The sequence below is a fragment of the Caulobacter sp. UNC279MFTsu5.1 genome (genome assembly GCF_900114015.1).
In the GTDB taxonomy this organism is placed as follows: domain Bacteria; phylum Pseudomonadota; class Alphaproteobacteria; order Caulobacterales; family Caulobacteraceae; genus Caulobacter.
Map to the genome: position 1 here is coordinate 1 of NZ_FORN01000074.1, position 17,701 is coordinate 17,701.

14 protein-coding genes and 1 pseudogene are annotated in these 17,701 nt (G+C 65.9%); 6 read left to right on the forward strand and 9 right to left on the reverse strand.

Features of this window, described 5'->3' with window-relative positions:
* The 4 genes from BM066_RS24685 to BM066_RS24700 form a co-directional block, all read left to right on the forward strand.
* Window positions 1-338, forward strand: a 338-nt coding sequence (locus BM066_RS24685; protein ID WP_143093805.1) for an integrase core domain-containing protein, incomplete at its 5' end; no start/stop codon positions are given.
* A gap of 199 nt (window positions 339-537) precedes the next feature.
* Window positions 538-1,056 carry a hypothetical protein gene (locus BM066_RS24690; RefSeq protein ID WP_018061636.1) on the forward strand — a complete coding sequence of 173 codons (519 nt, stop codon included), beginning with the start codon at window positions 538-540 and terminating at the stop codon, window positions 1,054-1,056.
* Window positions 1,056-2,294: a toll/interleukin-1 receptor domain-containing protein gene (locus BM066_RS24695; RefSeq protein WP_018061637.1), complete on the forward strand. Its 1,239-nt coding sequence runs from the start codon at window positions 1,056-1,058 to the stop codon at window positions 2,292-2,294. Before BM066_RS24690 ends, BM066_RS24695 begins: the two co-directional genes overlap by 1 nt.
* Before the next feature lie 14 nt (window positions 2,295-2,308).
* Window positions 2,309-3,103: a trypsin-like peptidase domain-containing protein gene (locus BM066_RS24700; RefSeq protein ID WP_177218540.1), complete on the forward strand. Its 795-nt coding sequence runs from the start codon at window positions 2,309-2,311 to the stop codon at window positions 3,101-3,103.
* A gap of 461 nt (window positions 3,104-3,564) precedes the next feature.
* Here BM066_RS24700 and BM066_RS24705 read toward each other — a convergent pair whose 3' ends face one another.
* From BM066_RS24705 to BM066_RS27420, 7 genes and pseudogenes are all read right to left on the reverse strand, one after another.
* Window positions 3,565-4,773 (reverse strand): MFS transporter, encoded by a 1,209-nt coding sequence (locus BM066_RS24705; RefSeq protein WP_026176501.1) that lies wholly within the window; start codon window positions 4,771-4,773, stop codon window positions 3,565-3,567.
* Window positions 4,774-4,810: 37 nt separating this feature from the next.
* Entirely contained in the window at window positions 4,811-5,701 is an 891-nt protein-coding gene (locus BM066_RS24710) for an ROK family protein (protein ID WP_018061641.1), read from the reverse strand.
* A complete protein-coding gene (locus tag BM066_RS24715; protein WP_018061642.1) occupies window positions 5,698-7,530 on the reverse strand; it encodes an alpha-amylase family glycosyl hydrolase in 1,833 nt (610 codons plus the stop codon). The genes BM066_RS24710 and BM066_RS24715 overlap by 4 nt, the downstream gene beginning before the upstream one ends.
* An 80-nt stretch (window positions 7,531-7,610) precedes the next feature.
* Complete coding sequence (locus BM066_RS24720) at window positions 7,611-9,914, reverse strand: TonB-dependent siderophore receptor (RefSeq protein ID WP_369823280.1); 2,304 nt, start codon at window positions 9,912-9,914, stop codon at window positions 7,611-7,613.
* Window positions 9,915-10,212: 298 nt separating this feature from the next.
* On the reverse strand, window positions 10,213-11,238 hold the full coding sequence (locus tag BM066_RS24725) for a LacI family DNA-binding transcriptional regulator (RefSeq protein ID WP_049801063.1): 1,026 nt from the start codon (window positions 11,236-11,238) through the stop codon (window positions 10,213-10,215).
* 470 nt (window positions 11,239-11,708) lie between these two features.
* Window positions 11,709-12,065 (reverse strand): IS110 family transposase, encoded by a 357-nt coding sequence (locus BM066_RS24730; protein WP_018061646.1) that lies wholly within the window; start codon window positions 12,063-12,065, stop codon window positions 11,709-11,711.
* 223 nt (window positions 12,066-12,288) lie between these two features.
* Window positions 12,289-12,510, reverse strand: a pseudogene (locus BM066_RS27420) (hypothetical protein); the annotation flags it as partial.
* A 528-nt stretch (window positions 12,511-13,038) separates the two neighbouring features.
* Here BM066_RS27420 and BM066_RS24740 point away from each other — a divergent pair.
* Window positions 13,039-15,540: an ATP-binding protein gene (locus BM066_RS24740; protein ID WP_177218542.1), complete on the forward strand. Its 2,502-nt coding sequence runs from the start codon at window positions 13,039-13,041 to the stop codon at window positions 15,538-15,540.
* On the opposite strand, the gene BM066_RS26200 is transcribed toward BM066_RS24740, so the two are convergent.
* Window positions 15,537-15,746 carry a hypothetical protein gene (locus BM066_RS26200; protein ID WP_143093806.1) on the reverse strand — a complete coding sequence of 70 codons (210 nt, stop codon included), beginning with the start codon at window positions 15,744-15,746 and terminating at the stop codon, window positions 15,537-15,539. The two genes, BM066_RS24740 and BM066_RS26200, sit on opposite strands and share 4 nt — an antisense overlap.
* 124 nt (window positions 15,747-15,870) lie before the next feature.
* On the opposite strand from BM066_RS26200, the gene BM066_RS24745 reads away from it, so the two are divergent.
* Window positions 15,871-17,196 (forward strand): Gfo/Idh/MocA family protein, encoded by a 1,326-nt coding sequence (locus BM066_RS24745; protein WP_018061650.1) that lies wholly within the window; start codon window positions 15,871-15,873, stop codon window positions 17,194-17,196.
* A 163-nt stretch (window positions 17,197-17,359) separates the two neighbouring features.
* Here BM066_RS24745 and BM066_RS24750 read toward each other — a convergent pair.
* A partial coding sequence (locus BM066_RS24750; protein ID WP_143093807.1) for an integrase core domain-containing protein occupies window positions 17,360-17,701 on the reverse strand: 342 nt, incomplete at its 5' end.

Below are 17,701 nucleotides of genomic sequence, written 5' to 3' on the forward strand. Positions count from 1 at the left end.
ACAGCGGCGTGGGCTGGCGCTACATCGCGCCGGGCAAGCCCCAGCAGAATGGCTACAACGAAAGCTTCAACGGCCGCCTACGCGACGAGCTGCTGAACGAGACCCTGTTCCGGTCGCTGCCGCACGCCCGCGCCGTGCTGGAGACCTGGCGGCGCGACTATAACGAGCGCCGGCCCCACTCCAAGCTCGGCTGGATGACGCCCAGGGAGTACGCCAGCGCCTTCTGCGGAGAGACCGGTCGGCACGCTGCGCAGGCTGATAGCTCCGCGCACCGGCCTCTTGCCACCCACCAACACCAAGGCTCAAATCAACCCAGGACTCTCGTTTTGGCTGGATGAGAAATGGGGGTCACGTCACGGTTCAGGCGTTGCGTATGCAAGCTTGCGTTGGCGCTACAGGTGGGCTCCAGCAGTCACCAATTGGCTCTGGTTGTATTTTGCCAGCTTTGCCGTTCACATTGTGCGGCGGGCTTGGCGTCGCTACTTCATGAGCGCCGGCCACGCTGTCTATTCACCCGCCGGACAGACGAGGTTCCTAATGCACGATGAGATGAGTCCTCTAGCGCAACGGCTCGGACGCTACATGGCCGAACAATGCACCGACGGCCTCGACGGCCTATTCGGCGACGATCTGCTGGAGGCGTTTCCCGAAGAAGATCGCAAATCGATCAGTTTCGCGCTTGTCGAATTGAAAGTCGAAGGCCTTGTGAAACTCACGCCCGTGATGGGGCCGTACTTGGATCGGGTTCAAACCACCGTCGAGCTGTTCAAGGCTTGTGACGCGGCCATTACCGGTCACGATCCCGTAGAAGATTCCGTTGAATTGGCGCGCCTTCTACTTGAGAAGCCCAGCCTTGGCGGAAACGCCGCTGAGCTTGAGCTCGAAATTGGTTGGGAGCGCCGACGATTCAATCCAGCCTTCGCCCTGCTTATCCCGTGCGTGGCGGACGGACGGGTGCGAAAGACCCTTCAAAATACCTACCCGACGCTCGGTTTGCTCTTGGCTGACGAGGACATCTTGGAACTTCGCCGTTACGTGCGGCGACATTCACGGTGATGAAACTTACTCACAATGGACGCCCCTTCGACGCCAATCGATTTGCTGTCGAGCTAGAGGCCAAGGTGATTGAGGCGGGCATTCAATCCATTGAGGAGCGCGCTCGCGGAGTTGCGTCTGCAATTACGGATCCGGCGACCGGGCGGCACGCTGACGTTTTCGTCGACCGCTTGCCGGGAAACAGGGTTGCGATCCGAACCAGCGGATCGCCGGAGTTTGCCAGACTTCTGGAGCTTAGACTCGGGGTCGGTAGGGGAGAGGTCACAACGATGAGCCCTGGTGAACCAACGACCGGCCCGAAGGTCTATCTGGCCCACGCCAGTGAAGATAAGGTCTTGGTCCGACCGATCGCCGACTACCTGATGGCCAAAGGTATCGATGTCTGGTTCGACGAATGGGAGATCGAGCCAGGCGACAGCCTCCGACAAAAGATGGAGGAGGGCCTGTTGGCCATGACCCACTTTGTCGTGGTTCTCACTCCAAAATCGATCACCAAGCCGTGGGTCGCCAAGGAGATCGACGTCGGGATGGTCGGGCAGGTCGGCGGCAAGAACCGCCTGGTGCCGCTCGTGGTGGGATTGGAGCCAAGCGAGTTATCACCGTTTTTCCAGGCCATGCTGGTGTTGAAGGTCGATCCCACCAAGGAGGCCGATTTGAAGGCGCTGGCCGATCGGCTTTTCGATGTCGGCCGCAAACCCCCGTTGGGCCAGGCCCCCAAGTACGTCCAATCAGCACCGGCTGGCCTGTCGGGATGGTCACCCGCAGCGATCGCGGTGGCGCGACATCTGGCGGAAAGCAGCCAGCACGCGATGCCGCACGATCCAATCGTCACCGCCGAAGATCTCGCGGTGGCCTTGGATCTTTCGTTGGATGACGCCAGACTTGGCGTTCTTGACTTGGTCGATGGGGGGTATCTCTGGGAAGCCAGCCTACCCGGCCACGTGGGCCCCAAGGCGGCGTTCTTCGCCGAGTTCGATGAGGCTTTCATGGCCTTTGATCCGGCGGAAGACGCTCGCACCGTGGCCAATCAAATGGTGACCGCCGGGGAACGCGTTTCCGACACGCGCGAGCTTGCTCAGGCGCTCGGTTGGGAGCCCCGGCGCATGAATAGCGCCATCTGCTACCTTCAGAGCGTTGGTGCGATCGAAGCTCGAAACGCCTTGGCGTCCAATCCATGGCGAGCGATCCATCTCCTCAAAACCGATCGCACGCTGCGGTTCGCGCGCAACCAAGCTTGACTTGGGCTGCGAGCATGACCTCACCCGGCATCGACATGTGTTCGCTGGTTCCGCTCTATATCGAACCGCACTTTGGTGAGGTGTGCTTGGGCCGCGCAACCGGCTTCCTATGGCTCGCTGCCTCGGGCCGGCTTGCCCTAGTCACCAACTGGCATGTCGCGGCAGGTCGAAACCACGAAACCGAAGAGTGCCTGCACGTCATGGGCGGCGTACCCGATCACCTTCGAGTTCATGTGCCCAGAATTGAACGCCGCGACGCGCCTTTGGTTGTCGAAGTTAGCACGATCAACGATGAGGGCGCGCCCTTGTGGACGGAACATCCGAAATTCGGGCGCGGAGTGGATGTCGTCGCCTTGCCGATTACCCTTCCACCGCCAAACGAAGCCGCCTATCTGCCGATGAACGCCTTGCCCTCGGCACCGCTGAAACAACGCATCGGAATGCCGCTCTTCATCCTCGGCTTTCCCTTTGGCCGGTTGGGGGTGGGCATGCCCGTCTGGAAGCAGGCCAGCTTTGCCAGCGAGCCATTTCTGGCACCCGATCACGATCATCGCTTCTTGATCGTGGACACTGCTTCGCGCCCAGGAATGTCTGGTTCGCCCGCCATTCAGCGCCACCATGGTCAGATCGAGCTAGAGGACGACAAGTTTGGAAGAATTTCGGATGGCGACGGCGCAACACGGTTTGGCGGTGTTTATTCCGGACGCTTCCACACATCAGACGCGTCAGACGCGCAACTTGGCCGCGTGTGGCCGGCCAGTCTTGTCACCGATATTGTCGATCATATGATCGATGGCGGCCACGTCTAGCGGATCGACCGCACGCACATCCGGTTCAATGAGCTGACCACCCCGGAAAAAACTGGCCTGAAAGACCTGTTTCTAGAGTGACGCTAGGGTCCGTTCATGACTCATGGTCCCGTCGAGGGAAGACCGCGAAAGTCCACCTTCCGCCCTTCTCCGCCGATCCGAAGGCCTGCTTCGCCGGCCGGGTTGCGCCAGAAGCGGACTCTGAGGCCGCTCCATAGACGCGACGTTCGCGGGCCGGCGACATGCGACTAGGCCGCGACGACCACTATCTCCTGTCCTGTATATAGCGGATCGTCCTGGCGAGCGTCGTCCCGGCGACAAGGCCGGCGCTGCCCTGATCGCCGACCCAAACGATGTTGAGGGCGTACCGGGATAGCTTTCCCTGCTGGTCAGCGCCTTTCGAGCCTCGTCCGGCGCGGGTCGATGGTCGACCGCCAAGTCCGCTTCCCGCGCCCAGAGCCCTAGTCTTGCGTGGCCAGTCGCGCCGCGGCCGGGTCCGTCCGCCAGTTCCACACGGCTCCGGTCGCGAGCACGGCGGCAAAGACGCACGCCAGCCCAAAGCCGAAGACCGGATCGCCGAAGAGGTCGCTCACCGCGCCCATCGCCAAGGGCGAGAGCACCGCGCTCACGCAGGTGAAGAACAGGATCACGCCCGCCGCGGCGCCGTGCTCGGCCTTCGGAAAGCCGCTGATGCCCTTGGAGTTCAAGGTCGGATAGAGCACGGACATGAAGAGCCCCGACAGAGGCAGGAGCAGCGCCGCAACGCCCCGGCCGCCGATCAACGCCCCTCCAAAGCAAGCCAGGATGCCGCCCGTGCAGACCGCCAGCACAGCCGTCCAGTCCATCCGCGCCAGAAGCCAGGCTCCGAAGAAGCGCCCGCCGGCCCGCAGCACGAAGAAGATCGGCAGAGCGGCGGGCACGAGGGCCGCACCCGGTCCGGCGTAGCCGGCCAGCAGCGTCGGCATCCAGACATAGATGGCGGTCTCAACGCCTACATAGAGCATGATCGCCGAGCTGAAACCGAGGAGGTGCGGATCGCGGATCGCGCGGGCCAGCGCCCTGACGGTCACCTTTTCGCTCGCCCGCCGCGCGGTTGGATAGCGGACCGCCAGGGCCGCGACCATCAGCGCCAGGCAGAGGCCTCCGGCGATCACATAGAGCCATTTCCACGCGATCCCGCCCGCCAGCAGGGCCGCCACGATCGCCGGGCCAATGATGGCGCCGACGCCGAAGAAGCCCTCCACGGCGTTCATCGTGCTCGTGTGCTCGCGGGTGGAGCCGCTGATGTCGCCGATCAAAGCCAGCGCCCCGGTCTTGAAGAGGCCGATCGCTACGCCGGAGACGAACAGCAGGCCGATGAACACCGGAAACTCCCGCGTCACCCCGAAGGCCAGAGCCGAGCCGGCGAACACGGCCAGGCCGAGCACGATCGTCGCCTTGCGCCCCAGGCTGTCGGCCAGGAAGCCCAGGAGCAGCGCGCTTAGGGCGATGCCGCTCATGGTTGCGTAGTGGAAGGCGCCGGCGGCCTTCAGGTCCAGACCGTAGGTCCTGATGATCTCCGGAATGATCACGCCCACCGCGTCGGTGGTCATGGCGAACATCATGAACATCAGGAACGTCATGAGCTTGATCAGCCCATGGCTCGCGGTCGCGCCCTTTTCGTTCGTCATCGCCGTCTCCACTTATTCCTACTGGCGGGACCGATCTTCAAGCTTGCCGCCGGACCGCGCGCTGGCCTAGCGCCACCGCGCCGAGCAGGCCCGACAGGCCGCCCAGGCCGGGAGCGACGAGATAGGCGTCGAGGGCCGACCGTTCGGCGAGGCTCTGCAGATAGCCGCCGAGCCGGCGGTGCAGGACGTCGCGCGCCTTGGTCAGAACGATCGGCCTGACTGCGCCGCCGCCGACCACCACGCGGCGCGGCGAAGCGATAAGAGTCAGGCTCATGACCATCTGGGCGAGATAGTCGGCCGCGAGGTCCCAGACCGCATCGTTGTCGGCCGCGGTTTCCGCTGGCCGCCCGAGACGCGCCGCCAGGGCCGGGCCGCTGATCAATCCCTCCACGCAGTCGCCATGGAAGGGGCAGACTCCGGCGAACGGGTCGCGGATCGGGTCGCGACGCACGAGCAGGTGGCCAACCTCCGGATGCAGGACGCCGTGTACGGGCCGTCCGCCGACGATCAGGCCCGCGCCCACGCCGGTTCCGACGGTGATGTAGGCATGATCCGTCAGGCCTCGTGACGCCCCCCAGCGGCCTTCGGCCAGCGCGGCGCCGTTCACGTCAGTGTCAAAGCCCGCGGGAACGCCGAACAGGTCGGCCAGGGGCGCGGCGATCGGCGTGTGGCTCCAGCCGGGCTTGGGCGTGGTCACGACCGAACCCCAGTCGACGGCCTCGCGGTCGACGCGGACCGGACCGAAACTGGCGATCCCGATCGCGTCGAAGCCGCCGCGCTCGGCTTCCAGCACCGCGCGCACGGCCGCCAGGGTCTCCTCCGGCGTCGTTGTGGGGATCCGGATCGGCGCGGACAGATCGTCCGGCCCGCCGCCGAAAGCCACCAGGACCTTGGTTCCGCCCAGCTCGATCGCCGCGACCCGTGTCATCGCGCCGCCTTCAGCCAGACGAGGCCGTAGGGCGGCAGCTCGATCGTCGCGCCCGACCGCGACTTGCCCGACAGCAGGTCCACGCCGGAGCCGGCAAACGGGTCTGGCAAGCAGGCCGCGATCACGCGATCGGACAGATTGGCGACACAAAGGAACGGCGCGCCTTCGACACGCGAGAAAGCCAAGGCGGCCCCCACGCCGAGGTCGACCGGAACGGACGGCCCGCGCACGCCCTGCGCCGCGAGATCACGCGCCGCCCGGCCCAGCTGCTGAAAGTCGGCGAACGTCGCACCAGGCAAGCCGCCCGCGTCATGGCGCGCCTGCGCCCGATCCCAATCCATCAGCGGTCGGTGCAGCCAGCGCCCATCGCCGGCGCGCAGCGGATCGTCGCGGTAGTGAACGTCGTCGCCCAGGGCGATCTCGTCGCCCATATAGATCAGCGGCCAGCCGTCGAGGGCGTGGAGAATCCCATAAAGCAGGCGCAGGCGCGCCGCGCCCGGCGCCTTCGGCCCTTCGCCAGGCGCCAAGCCCGCCAGGGAGGCCGCCATGCCGTTGGTCGACGGAACGCCGCCGGGCGCGGTCTGAAACGCCCGGCCGTGCGAAAAGCCCTCGCCGCGTCCGTAGAAGTCGGACCACCGGCGCAGGTCCTTGCGCGGCGCATAGTCCGCCAAGGCGTTCCAGATCACGTCGTCGTGGCAGCGCACATAGTTCAGCCAGGCCGCGCGCGAGGGCTTGTCCAGCGCCGCGGCCAGGCACCGGCGGACGACCGCCGCATCCTGGTCGGCCAACGCGCCCCACAGGGCGGTCATCACGGCGTTGTTGTAGGCCAGGTCGCAGCCTGGACCATCGTCGCCGAAAAACGGCAGGACGTCGGCCAGGCTCTCGATGGCCTCGGCGACGAGCACGACCGACGGGGCGATGATGGACAGGGCGGCGCGCCAGGCTTCGACAATGGCGTAGGCCTGGGGCAGGTTGCGGCAGGTCGTGCCCTTCGCCTTCCAGAGGAAGGGCGCGCTGTCGAGCCGAAAACCCTGCACGCCCTGCCCCGCCAGGAACACCAGGACATCGAGCATCTCGGCGAAGACGGCCGGATTGGCGTAGTTGAGGTCCCACTGGAAGGGATAGAAGGTCGTCCAGACTTGGCCGCCCATCTCGGCCTCCGGCGTGAAGCTGCCCGGCGCGGTGTCTGGAAAGACGTCGATCAGTTCGGCGTCGCGATCGCGGGCCTCCGCTTCGGAGACGGTGATGTAGTAATCGCGATAGGCCGGATCGCCGGCCCGGGCGCGCTGGGCCCATTCGTGCTCGCGGGCGGTGTGGTTGCAGACTACGTCGAGGATCAGCCCCATCCCCCGCCCGCGCAGGTCGTCGGCCAGGTCGCGCAGATCCTCCATGCTCCCCAGGCGCGGCTCGACGCGCCGGTAGTCCGCCACCGCGAAACCGCCGTCGCTATCGCCCTCGCGGGCGGCCAGCAGCGGCAGAGGATGCAGCCAGCGGACGCCAAGGTCTTCCAGATAGCCGAGCCGATCGCGCAGACCGGCCAGCGTCCCGACGAACCGGTCCACATAGAAGGTGTAGACGCCCTGCCCCGGCTCCGACAGCCAAGCGGGGGCGGCCTCGCGTTCGGCGTCGAGGGCGCGAAGCGGTTCGGGGCGAGCGTATGCGGCGGCCTCCACGCGGGCGCGCAGGCCCGCGGTCAGTTCGGCCCAGTCCTCGCGATCGCCATAGACCGTCTTCAGGCGGGACTCGAAACGCGGCCAATGGGCGACGAGCCGCGCGACGATCGTCTCGCCGAACGCGGCGTCCGCGCCTTGGGAAGCTGGAGGGGTCATGGACGGGAAACTCGACAGGACGGGATACACGAAAAAGGCCGCCGGGCGCCGCAGGGGACGCCCGGCGGACAGGGAGAAGGCTAAAAGGCGTAGCGAAGCGTGGCCGTGACCGTCCGGCCGTTGATCGACCGCGCGCGGATGGCGTTGACCGAACTGGCCGTGATCGCGCCCTCCTCGGCCTCGGTCAGCCCGACCTTGTCGAAGAGGTTGTTGGCGTTGACCGACACCGACAACCCCTCGACGATGTTGTATTCAGCAAAGGCGTTGACCTGGGCGTAGCCGGGGAAGACCAGCAGGTTCTCGTCTTGGGCGTAGGCCTTGGTGGTGCCGATCAGGCTGGCGCCGATCGTCGCCTTGTCACCGAACCGCCAGGTCGGGGCGACCTGATAGAGCCACTTGGCCTGACGGCGCGGGGCGTTGCCGACGACCGCGGGGTTGAGCGCATCCTTGTCGATGACCGCGTCGGTATAGGTCGCGCCGCCCGTGACCGAGAAGCCGCCGAAGCGATAGCTGGCCTCCAGCTCGACGCCCTTGGCCTTGTAGACCCGGTCGAAGAATTTCTGGCTGGTGGCCTCGAAATTCTGCTCCTCGGTCTTGGCCCAGAAGGCGGTGGCGAACAGGCCAAAGCCGTTGCGACGGAATTTCACCCCGCCCTCGACCTGGTCGACCATGTCGACAGCGTCCTCCTTGGTCACCGAGCCGTCGGCCTGGACCTTGCCAAACAGCAGACGGTCGGCGTTGGCCCGGCCCCCGCGGCTGGCGCGGGCGAACAGGGCCAGGTCCGGATTGAGCTGGTAGTTGGCGCCGAACGACCAGGAGGTGTAGCCCCAGTCGTAATTCACCGGCGAGGTGTTGGCGTTGTCGACCACCGACACGCTCTGCTCGACGGTCTGGATCACCCCGTCGCCGTTGACGTCGACGATGGCCTGTTTGGCCGCGGCGTAGCCGCCCCGGGCCTTGCCCTCGTCGCGACGCAGGCTGGCGTCAAGGCTGAGACCTCCAAGCCGGGTCGAAAGGCTCAGATAGGGCGCATCGATGTCGTAGGTGACGTCGTAGCGTCGCGTGCAGCAGTTGCCCCAGTAGGGCACGCCGTAGGCGGCCAGGCCGGCCTGGGTCAGCTTGGTTCCCGTGCTGTCATAGACGTCGAGCAGCGCGGCGTTGTCGCCCTTCACCTCCATCAGGAAGGTGTTCCACAACCAGTCCATCGCGATGGTCTGGCGCGACTTGTAGTAGCCGACGGTCACGTCGATCGAGCCCAGGCCGTCCGCCTCGAACGAGCGCGACAGCTTCAGGTCGTTCATGGCGTTGCCGAAGTCGTTGATCTCGACGTCGAACACGTGGACCCGCATGGCCAGGCCGTTGCCGTTCAGGCTGGAAGGCGCGGCGATGGCCTGGCCGGCGTTCGGCCCGTTGGCGTAGCGCAGGGTCGCGCTGGTTCCACCGATCTCGGTCGCAAGGGTCTGAGCCGAGGTCACCTCGGCCGGGAACGGAGCGACGAACCGGCCGGAGGTCTTGGCGACCTTGAAGCGATCCTCGATCTTCCAGCCGCCGCCAAGGTCGAACTTGGCTTCCGCCCCGAATTGCAGGCTGTCGGGATGCATGCCGTCGGAGACCTTGCTGATCCGGCGGTTCCCGTCGCCGTCCAGGCCCGGATTGGTCGCCAGGAACACCGACTGGATGTCGTCGCGGCCGATGTCGAAGCCGGCGAAGGAGCCGATGCCGGGATCGTTGTTCGACCCGCTGACGCGGGTCGGCATGGGCAGGTAGCCGACCGCCCGGTCATTCAGATACTTGGCGTGCAGGCGAACGAAGCCGTTCTCGAACTCCTTGGTCAGGTTGGCCTTGATCTGGCCGCCCTTCTCGGAGGTGTAGCCGGACCGACGCGCGCCCTCGCCTTCCCGGTAGAAGCCGCCGATATGGAAGCGCAGCGTGTCGTTGATCGGCGCGCCGTAGTCGAAATCGAGCCGCGTATGATCGTAGCCCAGCCCCTTGGTCAGGGCGATCGCCCCGCCCTCGGTCTCGCCGGTCTTGCTGATGAAGTTGATCACCCCGCCCGGCGAGTTGGAGGCGAAGGTCGAGGCCGACCCGCCGCGCACCGACTCGATGCGCGAGACGTTCTGGTCGGCGCGCAGGAAGATGTCGGCGTTGCCGAACGCGATGTCGCCGAACTCCATGACGGGCAGACCGTCTTCCTGCAGCTGCAGGAACTTGGCGCCGCCTGAGGCCACCGGCAAACCGCGCACGGCGATGTTGGCGTTGCCCTCGCCGCCGGTCGATTCCGATCGAATGCCCGGCAGGCCACGGAAGATCTCGGCGGTGGATCGCGGCGCCTGGGCGGCGATCTGGTCGGCCGAAATCGAACTGACCGAGACCGATGAACTCATCTTGGTGGCCCCGCCGGGCGAGGCCGTCACCACGACGGCGTCCAGCTCCAAGGGATCGGTCTCCGCGCCAGGAGTCTGCTGGCCCCAGGCCGTTCCGGCCGATCCCAGCAGGGTCGCGACGCTGGCGAGCAAAATCGTCTTACGGACCATTTCTTCGTTCCCTTCCCCTGGGCGCGCTTGCGCCTCGTCTCCGAAGCGGCTCTTCGGCCGCTGTGCAGAAGTGAACAAAACTGATTGCGCAATCGATTGCAAGAAAATTCGCAATCGATTGCGCACGGCAATCACCTATCTCCTGTCTTCAGGTCTGGCGAACGATTAGGCTGGGCTGCATCATCGCCGACGGCGCGGGCTCGCCCGCCATGCGCCGGAACAGCAAATCGACCATCCGCGCGGCGCCCTCGGCGAGGTTCTGCCGGATCGTGGTCAGCGCCGGAACCGACTGCCGCGCCAGGGCGATGTCGTCGAAGCCGACGACCGACACCGTGTCCGGGACATCGAGGCCTTCGGCCGCCAGGACGCGCACCGATTCCAGCCCGATCAGGTCGGAGGCGGCGAAGACCGCGTCGAAGGACGCCCCCTCGTCGATCAGGCGGCGAACGCCCTCGGTCGGATCGCTGAGGGTGAAATGGGTGGTCGCGGTCAGAGTGGGATCATAAGCGACGCCAGCCGCGGCCAGGGCCTCCCGATAACCTTCGTAGCGCAAGGCGACTTCCGGCGCCTGCGGCGGGCCGAGAAAGGCGATGCGCCGCCGTCCGAGGGCCAAGAGATGCTCGGTGGCCATCCGCCCCCCGGCGAAATTGTCCACGCCGACCGTGCAGTAGCGCGCGCCCTCGGCCGCACCGCCCCAGACGACCAGCGGCTCGTACCACTCGGCCGTGGCGTTGAGGGCTTCATGCTGGTCGCTCTGGCCGATCACCAGCACCCCGTCGACGCGCTGCGAACGCGCCATCCGCTCAAGCCAGCCCGCTTCCGGCGCGGCGACCTTGGACAGCAGCAGCTCGTAGCCGCGGGCGGTGATCTCGTCAGCCAGGCGGCCGATCATCTCGAGAAAGAAGGGGTCTGAGATCAGTTGCCCGGACTCGTGGCCGAGCGGAATGGCGACATTGATGACGTGGGTGCGCTGCATGCGCAGCCCCCTCGCCTGCTGGTTCACCACATAGCCGTTCTCGCGGGCGATTCCCTCGATCCGCTCGCGCAGGGCCTGCGGAATGACCGGATTGCCGGCCAGGGCGCGCGAGACCGTCGAGGTCGAGACGCCGACCATGCTGGCGATGTCGGCCATTTTCAGGCGACGGTTCGGCTCGGAGGAATCTGGGGCGCTCATGACGCCAGCATAGCCGTCCGCCGGTCAGGAAGGGAAATCGACGCGCGCTAGTCGCGCCTGCACAGGTTTCGCCGCAGTGATGGCTGCTTTGAACACCCACGCCCACACGTGGATCGGCGAACTTGCGACAATCGTTTGGGAAGGACGGCTCCCCGGTTGGCAAGGGTGATCTGATGTTTCTGCTAGGCTTGGTCGGTGCGGCCATGTGTTCGACCTGTTGGTGCGGTACGCATGACCGCTGGCCATAATGCCTTCCGCGAAGATGGGTCCCGACCAAGAGCACGCGCTCGAGGCGCGATGGCGCAAATGGGTTTTCCCTTCTCCGGTATCGACCGGCTGTCGCATTACATCTCGTCCGCCCTTCCCAAGTTCGTCGGCCTCGGCCTGGCGCCGGACCTGTCTCCTTAAACCGGCTGTGGCTCCCGATAGTGTTCGCCGGTGGTCATGATCGCCCAGATCATCCGGGCGTTCTAGTTGGCAAGTGCGACAGCCGCGACCTTGGGCGTTCGCCGGGCCAGCAGCTGCACCAGCCGCGGCCGCCGCGTGCCGTTGCGTTGGGCGTAGCGGACGACGGCCAGGGCGCCGACCACCAGCATCTGTCGCAGGTAGCGATCACCCTGCTTGGTGATGCCGCCGAGCCGCTCCTTACCGCCGTTGGAGTTCCGTCGAGGGACCAGGCCGATCCTGGCCGCCAGGTTGCGGCCGGTCTTGAAGGCCGCGGGATCGGCCACGGCGGCGACCATGGCGCCGGCCAGCAACGGCCCGACGCCGGGAATTTCCATCAGCCGGCGGCCGACCTCGGTCGCGCGGGCATTGGTGCGGATCAAGCGATCCGTTCTCCAGGAGCTGCACGTTCACCAGCCGAAGCTGATCAACCAGCATGTTGAGGCAGACGCGCGCCTCCCTGGTCACCCGCTCGTCCGCGACATCGAGGATCACCGCGATCAGCTTGCCCAGCCCCTCCCGACCGATGGCCGCCGCCAGCCCGAACTCAGCCATGTGACCCCGAATGGCGTTGGAGAGCTGGGTGCGCTGGTGCGTCAGGACCCGCCGTGTCCGGCGCAGCACCATCACGCCCTGCTGCTCGGGCGACTTCACCGGCACGAACCGCATCGTCGGCCGGGTCACCGCCTCGCAGATGGCCTCTGCGTCGGCCATGTCGATCTTCTGGCGCTTCAGATAGAGTTCGGCGATCAAGGGCGCGCCCACGGGCCTCATCAGCGCCACGGTGGCGTCCTTGCCGACATGCTCGCCGGGGCTGACACCACCCATCTCCGGCCGATCAGAGCGTCCCGTTCTTTGAATCAGTCGCCGCAGAGGGCCCGGCCTGACTGGCGCCAGATGAAGACTTCCGCGACGCTCCAAGGCGCAGAATCGCCGAAGATAGTCGCGCTCGCCCGTCGGTGTAGGCCCGAACCTCGCCGCGGCGCGTGGCTGGTTCGGTTGCTCGACGGCGAGTCGGCATGACCGCAGGGCGTCAGCTCAATCGGAAGCTTGCCTTCAGTTATCGCTCACCAGATCGCCATCGTGGGACAAGCTCTACCATCCTAGCTACTGATCTTCGACTTGTATTCAGAGTTGTAAATCTGACAATTATCGCGCCTTCTCAATAAAGTACCGACGAATTGAATTTCGCACCACATTCCCCTATAGGTATCTATTTTTACCAAATGTTTGCTATATCTGCCGGCGCGCAGAGGTATATATTTTCCAATGTTTTTGCCTATTGATGTGGGCAGCGCCAGGAAGACGCCTCCACCCTGTCCACCCATGTGGGAGATTTCAGGAAGGGAGGGCAGTATGGGTTATTCGAGAGCTGCCCTGAGCCATGGCGTGCAAAACGCTATGTGGCGGTCCGCCACGCTTGGATCTCCTTCCGGGCGTGGAAAGCGGGGAACCGACTACCAACGGCTGTTCGAGGCTGCGCCGCATCCCTACCTGGTCCTCAGGCCCGACGCGGATTTCACCATCGTCGCGGTGAACGATCGCTACCTTGAGGCCACGGGCACGGTACGGGCGGCCGTGGTTGGCCGGCCCTTGTTCGCGGTGTTTCCCGACGATCCCAACGACGACGACGCGACCGGCGTCTCGGATCTGCGCGCCTCGTTGAATCGGGTCGTGGCCGAACATCGCCCGGATGTGATGGGCGTGCAGAAATACGACATTCCCAGGCGCGATAGCGGCGAGGGCTTCGAAATCAAGTATTGGAGCCCGACGAATTCACCGGTGCTCGACGCCAACGGCAGGCTGGCCGCCATCATTCACCACGTCGAGGACGTGACCGAATTCGTTCTGCTGCGCGAGCAGAGCCAGAAGATCGAGCGGGTCGAGGCCCGCGCCCACCAGATGGAGGCCGAAGTCCTGCGCCGCGCCGAGGAGGTTAGGGACGCCAACCGCGCCTTGAGGCAGGCGAACGACGCCCTGACCCTGCGTGAGCGGGAACTGGAAAGCCTAAACAGCCGGCTGACTGAACTCGACCGCGCCAAAAGCGCTTTCTTCTCCAACATCAGCCACGAGTTCCGCACGCCCCTGACCCTGATGCTGGCGCCGCTTGAGGATCATCTCCGAGAAACTGGCGACACCATCCGAATGCCTCAGGCCGATGCGGCGATGATTCATCGCAACGCCAGCCGCCTGCTGAGGTTGGTGAACGGGCTTCTCGACTTCTCGAGAATCGAGGTCGGGCGGTTGGAGCCGGCGTTCGAGCTGGCGGATTTGGCGACGCTCACCGCCGATCTCGCCAGCGTGTTCCGCTCGGCTTTCGAAAAGGCGGGCGTGAGCTTCATTGTCGATTGCCCGCCGCTCGACAAGCCGGTCTTCGTCGACCACGACATGTGGGAGAAAGTCGTGCTGAACCTCCTCAGCAACGCCTTCAAGTTCACCCTGGAAGGCGAGGTCTCGGTCTCGCTTCGCAGGTTGGGCGACGAGGCCGTACTCGAGGTGCGCGACAGCGGCGTCGGCATCGCCCAGGCGGACCTTCCGCGCGTGTTCGAGCGGTTCCATCGGATCGAAGGCGTGCAGGGACGTTCCATGGAGGGCTCGGGGATCGGACTTGCGCTGGTGAAGGACCTGGTCGAGTTGCAGGGAGGTCGGATGGGCGTCGAGAGTTCGCTCGGACACGGCAGCCTGTTCACCGTCAGCCTGCCGCTGGTGAGATCTCTGGATGAGGTCGCCACACCGCGGGCGCGCGGGGCCGATCGGTCCCTGGGGAAACTCTACGCCGAAGAGGCCGAGCGATCGCTGCCGCGGGCGGCCGAAGCACCGCCGGCGCCGACCTCGGAGGCGGCCCCTCGGCCCAAGATCCTTCTGGTCGAGGACAACGCCGACCTTCGCGCCTATGTCTCGCGAGTCCTGGCCAGGGAATTCGACGTGGTCGTGGAGGTCGACGGACAGGCCGCGCTCGAGCGGTTGCAGGCGGGACTGCGGCCGGCTTTGATCCTCAGCGACGTCATGATGCCCAGACTCGACGGCGTCGCGCTGGTGCGGGCGATCCGCGCCAATTCCGAGCTGGCGGGCATCCCGGTGATCCTGCTGTCGGCTCAAGCCGGCGAGGACGCGACCTGTGATGGCCTGAGGGCCGGCGCTGACGACTATCTGGTCAAGCCGTTCACCGCCCAGAGCCTTCTGGCCCGTGCCTACGCAAGCACGCAGCTGGGACGGCTCCGCGAAAGCATGGTGGACCGCGAGCGGCTGCTCGTCGGGGAGCTGAATCATCGCCTGAAGAACAGCATCGCGACCGTGCAGGCGGTGGCCCGCCAGACGCTCCGCAACGCGAAGGATCTCGACCAGTTCCGCAGCGATTTCGACGCGCGGCTGAAGGCGCTGTCCACCGCGCACGAGATCCTCTCTCGATCGCTATGGCGAGGCGCGGACTTGAAGCAGGTTGTCGCCGAACAGCTCGCGCCCTACGTCGCGGTCGAGGGTGAAACCCTGACAATCGACGGCGACGACGTCAGCCTGGACGCCGAGGTCGCCCTGCGGCTCAGCCTGCTCGTGCACGAACTCGCCACCAACGCCGTCAAGTACGGCGCGCTTTCGAGGCCCGAGGGCGGAGTGGTCCTCTCCTGGTGGCGTGAGCCCTCGGCGAATGCGGTCCTTTTCGAGTGGCGCGAGCGAGGCGGCCCGATGGTCAAACCGCCATCACGCAAGGGCTCCGGCATGGCCTTGATCGAGCGCCTTCTCGGCGCCGGAGGCACAGTGGACTTCGATCCGGCCGGTCTACGATTAACTGCATCGCTTCCCACCAGCGCTGGGCCATCGCCTGATCCAGGTCGCCGAAGCCCGGGGCTAACGCCCCCTTAGCCGTAGTTGCGAGAGGCGGAATATCCGTGACCGAAGCGTTCCACTTCACTGACAGGCTCGTCGCGGGTGAGGTGATCCAATTCGCGGACGGTCGGTGGCCCGGCGTCGTTGGCGCTGGCGTCACGATGACCGAGGAGAGCTTCGACCTCGTCGAGCCACACCTTCGCGCGGCGTCGCCGGATTGAACTGCCGACCATCGCCGCCATTTCCGGACTCTTGGACCGCTCCAGGAAGCGGATCTTGAGATCGGGGTGTCAGCGCTCTTTGCGGCCTTGCGAGGGGACGTTTTACCGCTACCAATATCGCAACGATAACCAGAGGGAGACTAGGATGACCGCCAGCTTCGATCGCCGCACTCTCCTCGTCGGCGGCCTCGCCGCTTCGACCGTTACCGCGACGCCCCTCAGCGAGGCCTTCGCCCAGCGCCGCCGCGTGTCCGCCAACGACAAGGTCCAGGTAGGCGTGATCGGCTGCAAGGGCATGGGCTGGTCGAATCTCACCGCGATGGTCAAGGGAGCCGACGTCACGCCCGTCGCCCTCTGCGACGTGGACGCCAGGGTCCTCGCCGACCGCGGCGTCGAATTGCAGAAGGCCTCCGGCCGCGCGCCACGACTATACGACGACTACCGCCGCATGCTGGACGACAGGTTGGTGGACGCGGTGATCATCGCCACGCCGGACCACTGGCACGCGCTCCAGCTCATCGACGCCATGTCGGCGGGCAAGGACGCCTACTGCGAGAAGCCGCTCGGCAACTCCATCGCCGAGTGCCGCGCGATGGTCGCCGCCAAGACGCGCCACAACCGCGTCGTCCAGGTCGGCCAGTGGCAGCGCAGCAACCAGCACTGGGCCGACGCAATCGCTCACGTGCATTCCGGCGGCATCGGCCGGGTGCGGAAGGTCAAGGCTTGGGCCTATATGGGCTGGATGAAGCGCGTCGAGCCTCAGCCGGACCAGGCGCCGCCTCCGGGCGTTGACTACGACCGCTGGCTCGGCCCGGCGCCGCAGCGCGCCTTCAACCCCAACCGCTTCCACTTCAGCTGGCGCTGGTACTGGGACTACGCGGGCGGCCTGATGACCGACTGGGGCGTCCATCTGATGGACATCGCCCTGCTGGGCATGAAGGCCCAGGCGCCCAGTTCCGTCAGCGCGCTGGGCGGCGCGTACGGTTATCCGGGTTCGGCCATGGAGACTCCGGACACCCAGACCGCCATCTTCGACTTCGGCGACTATTCGGTGGAATGGGAACACGCGGTCGGCATCAGTCGCGGCCCCTTCGGCGGCCATGACCATGGCGTGGCCTTCGTGGGCGAGACCGGCACGCTGGTGGTGGACCGCAGCAAGTGGTGGGTCTCGCCGGAGATGAGGGACGGCAAGGCCTTGACCCCGGAAATTCCCGTCACCAAGGCCTCGGACAACGGGCTTGATCGGCACACGGCGGACTTCATCGCTTGCGTGAAGGATCGAGCACGCACGCCGGCTTGTCCCATCGAATCGGCGGCCAACACCGCCACCGTCTGTCAGATGGGCAATGTCGCCTGGCGTACGGGCCGCAAGGTCCACTGGGACGCCGCCGTGGGCCAGTTCAAGGACGACGCCGAAGCCAATGCCCTGATCACCCCCCGCTACCGGGCGCCTTACCGCCTGCCGGCGTAAGCAACGTCGCTGAGGCTAGGGCCGTCGCCCCTGGGCGTCGACGCGCAATTCGGCGAAGCGGTTCTCGCCCTCCCGCGGCTGAACATGACTGTTGGACGACCGTGCGCCAAAAACGGTCGATTTATCAAGTTGGGCCCGCGCTCACTGACGTGACCCCCATTTCTCATCCAGCCAAAACGAGAGTCCTGGGTTGATTTGAGCCTTGGTGTTGGTGGGTGGCAAGAGGCCGGTGCGCGGAGCTATCAGCCTGCGCAGCGTGCCGGCCGGTCTCTCCGCAGAAGGCGCTGGCGTACTCCCTGGGCGTCATCCAGCCGAGCTTGGAGTGGGGCCGGCGCTCGTTATAGTCGCGCCGCCAGGTCTCCAGCACGGCGCGAGCGTGCGGCAGCGACCGGAACAGGGTCTCGTTCAGCAGCTCGTCGCGTAGGCGGCCGTTGAAGCTTTCGTTGTAGCCATTCTGCTGGGGCTTGCCCGGCGCGATGTAGCGCCAGCCCACGCCGCTGTCGTC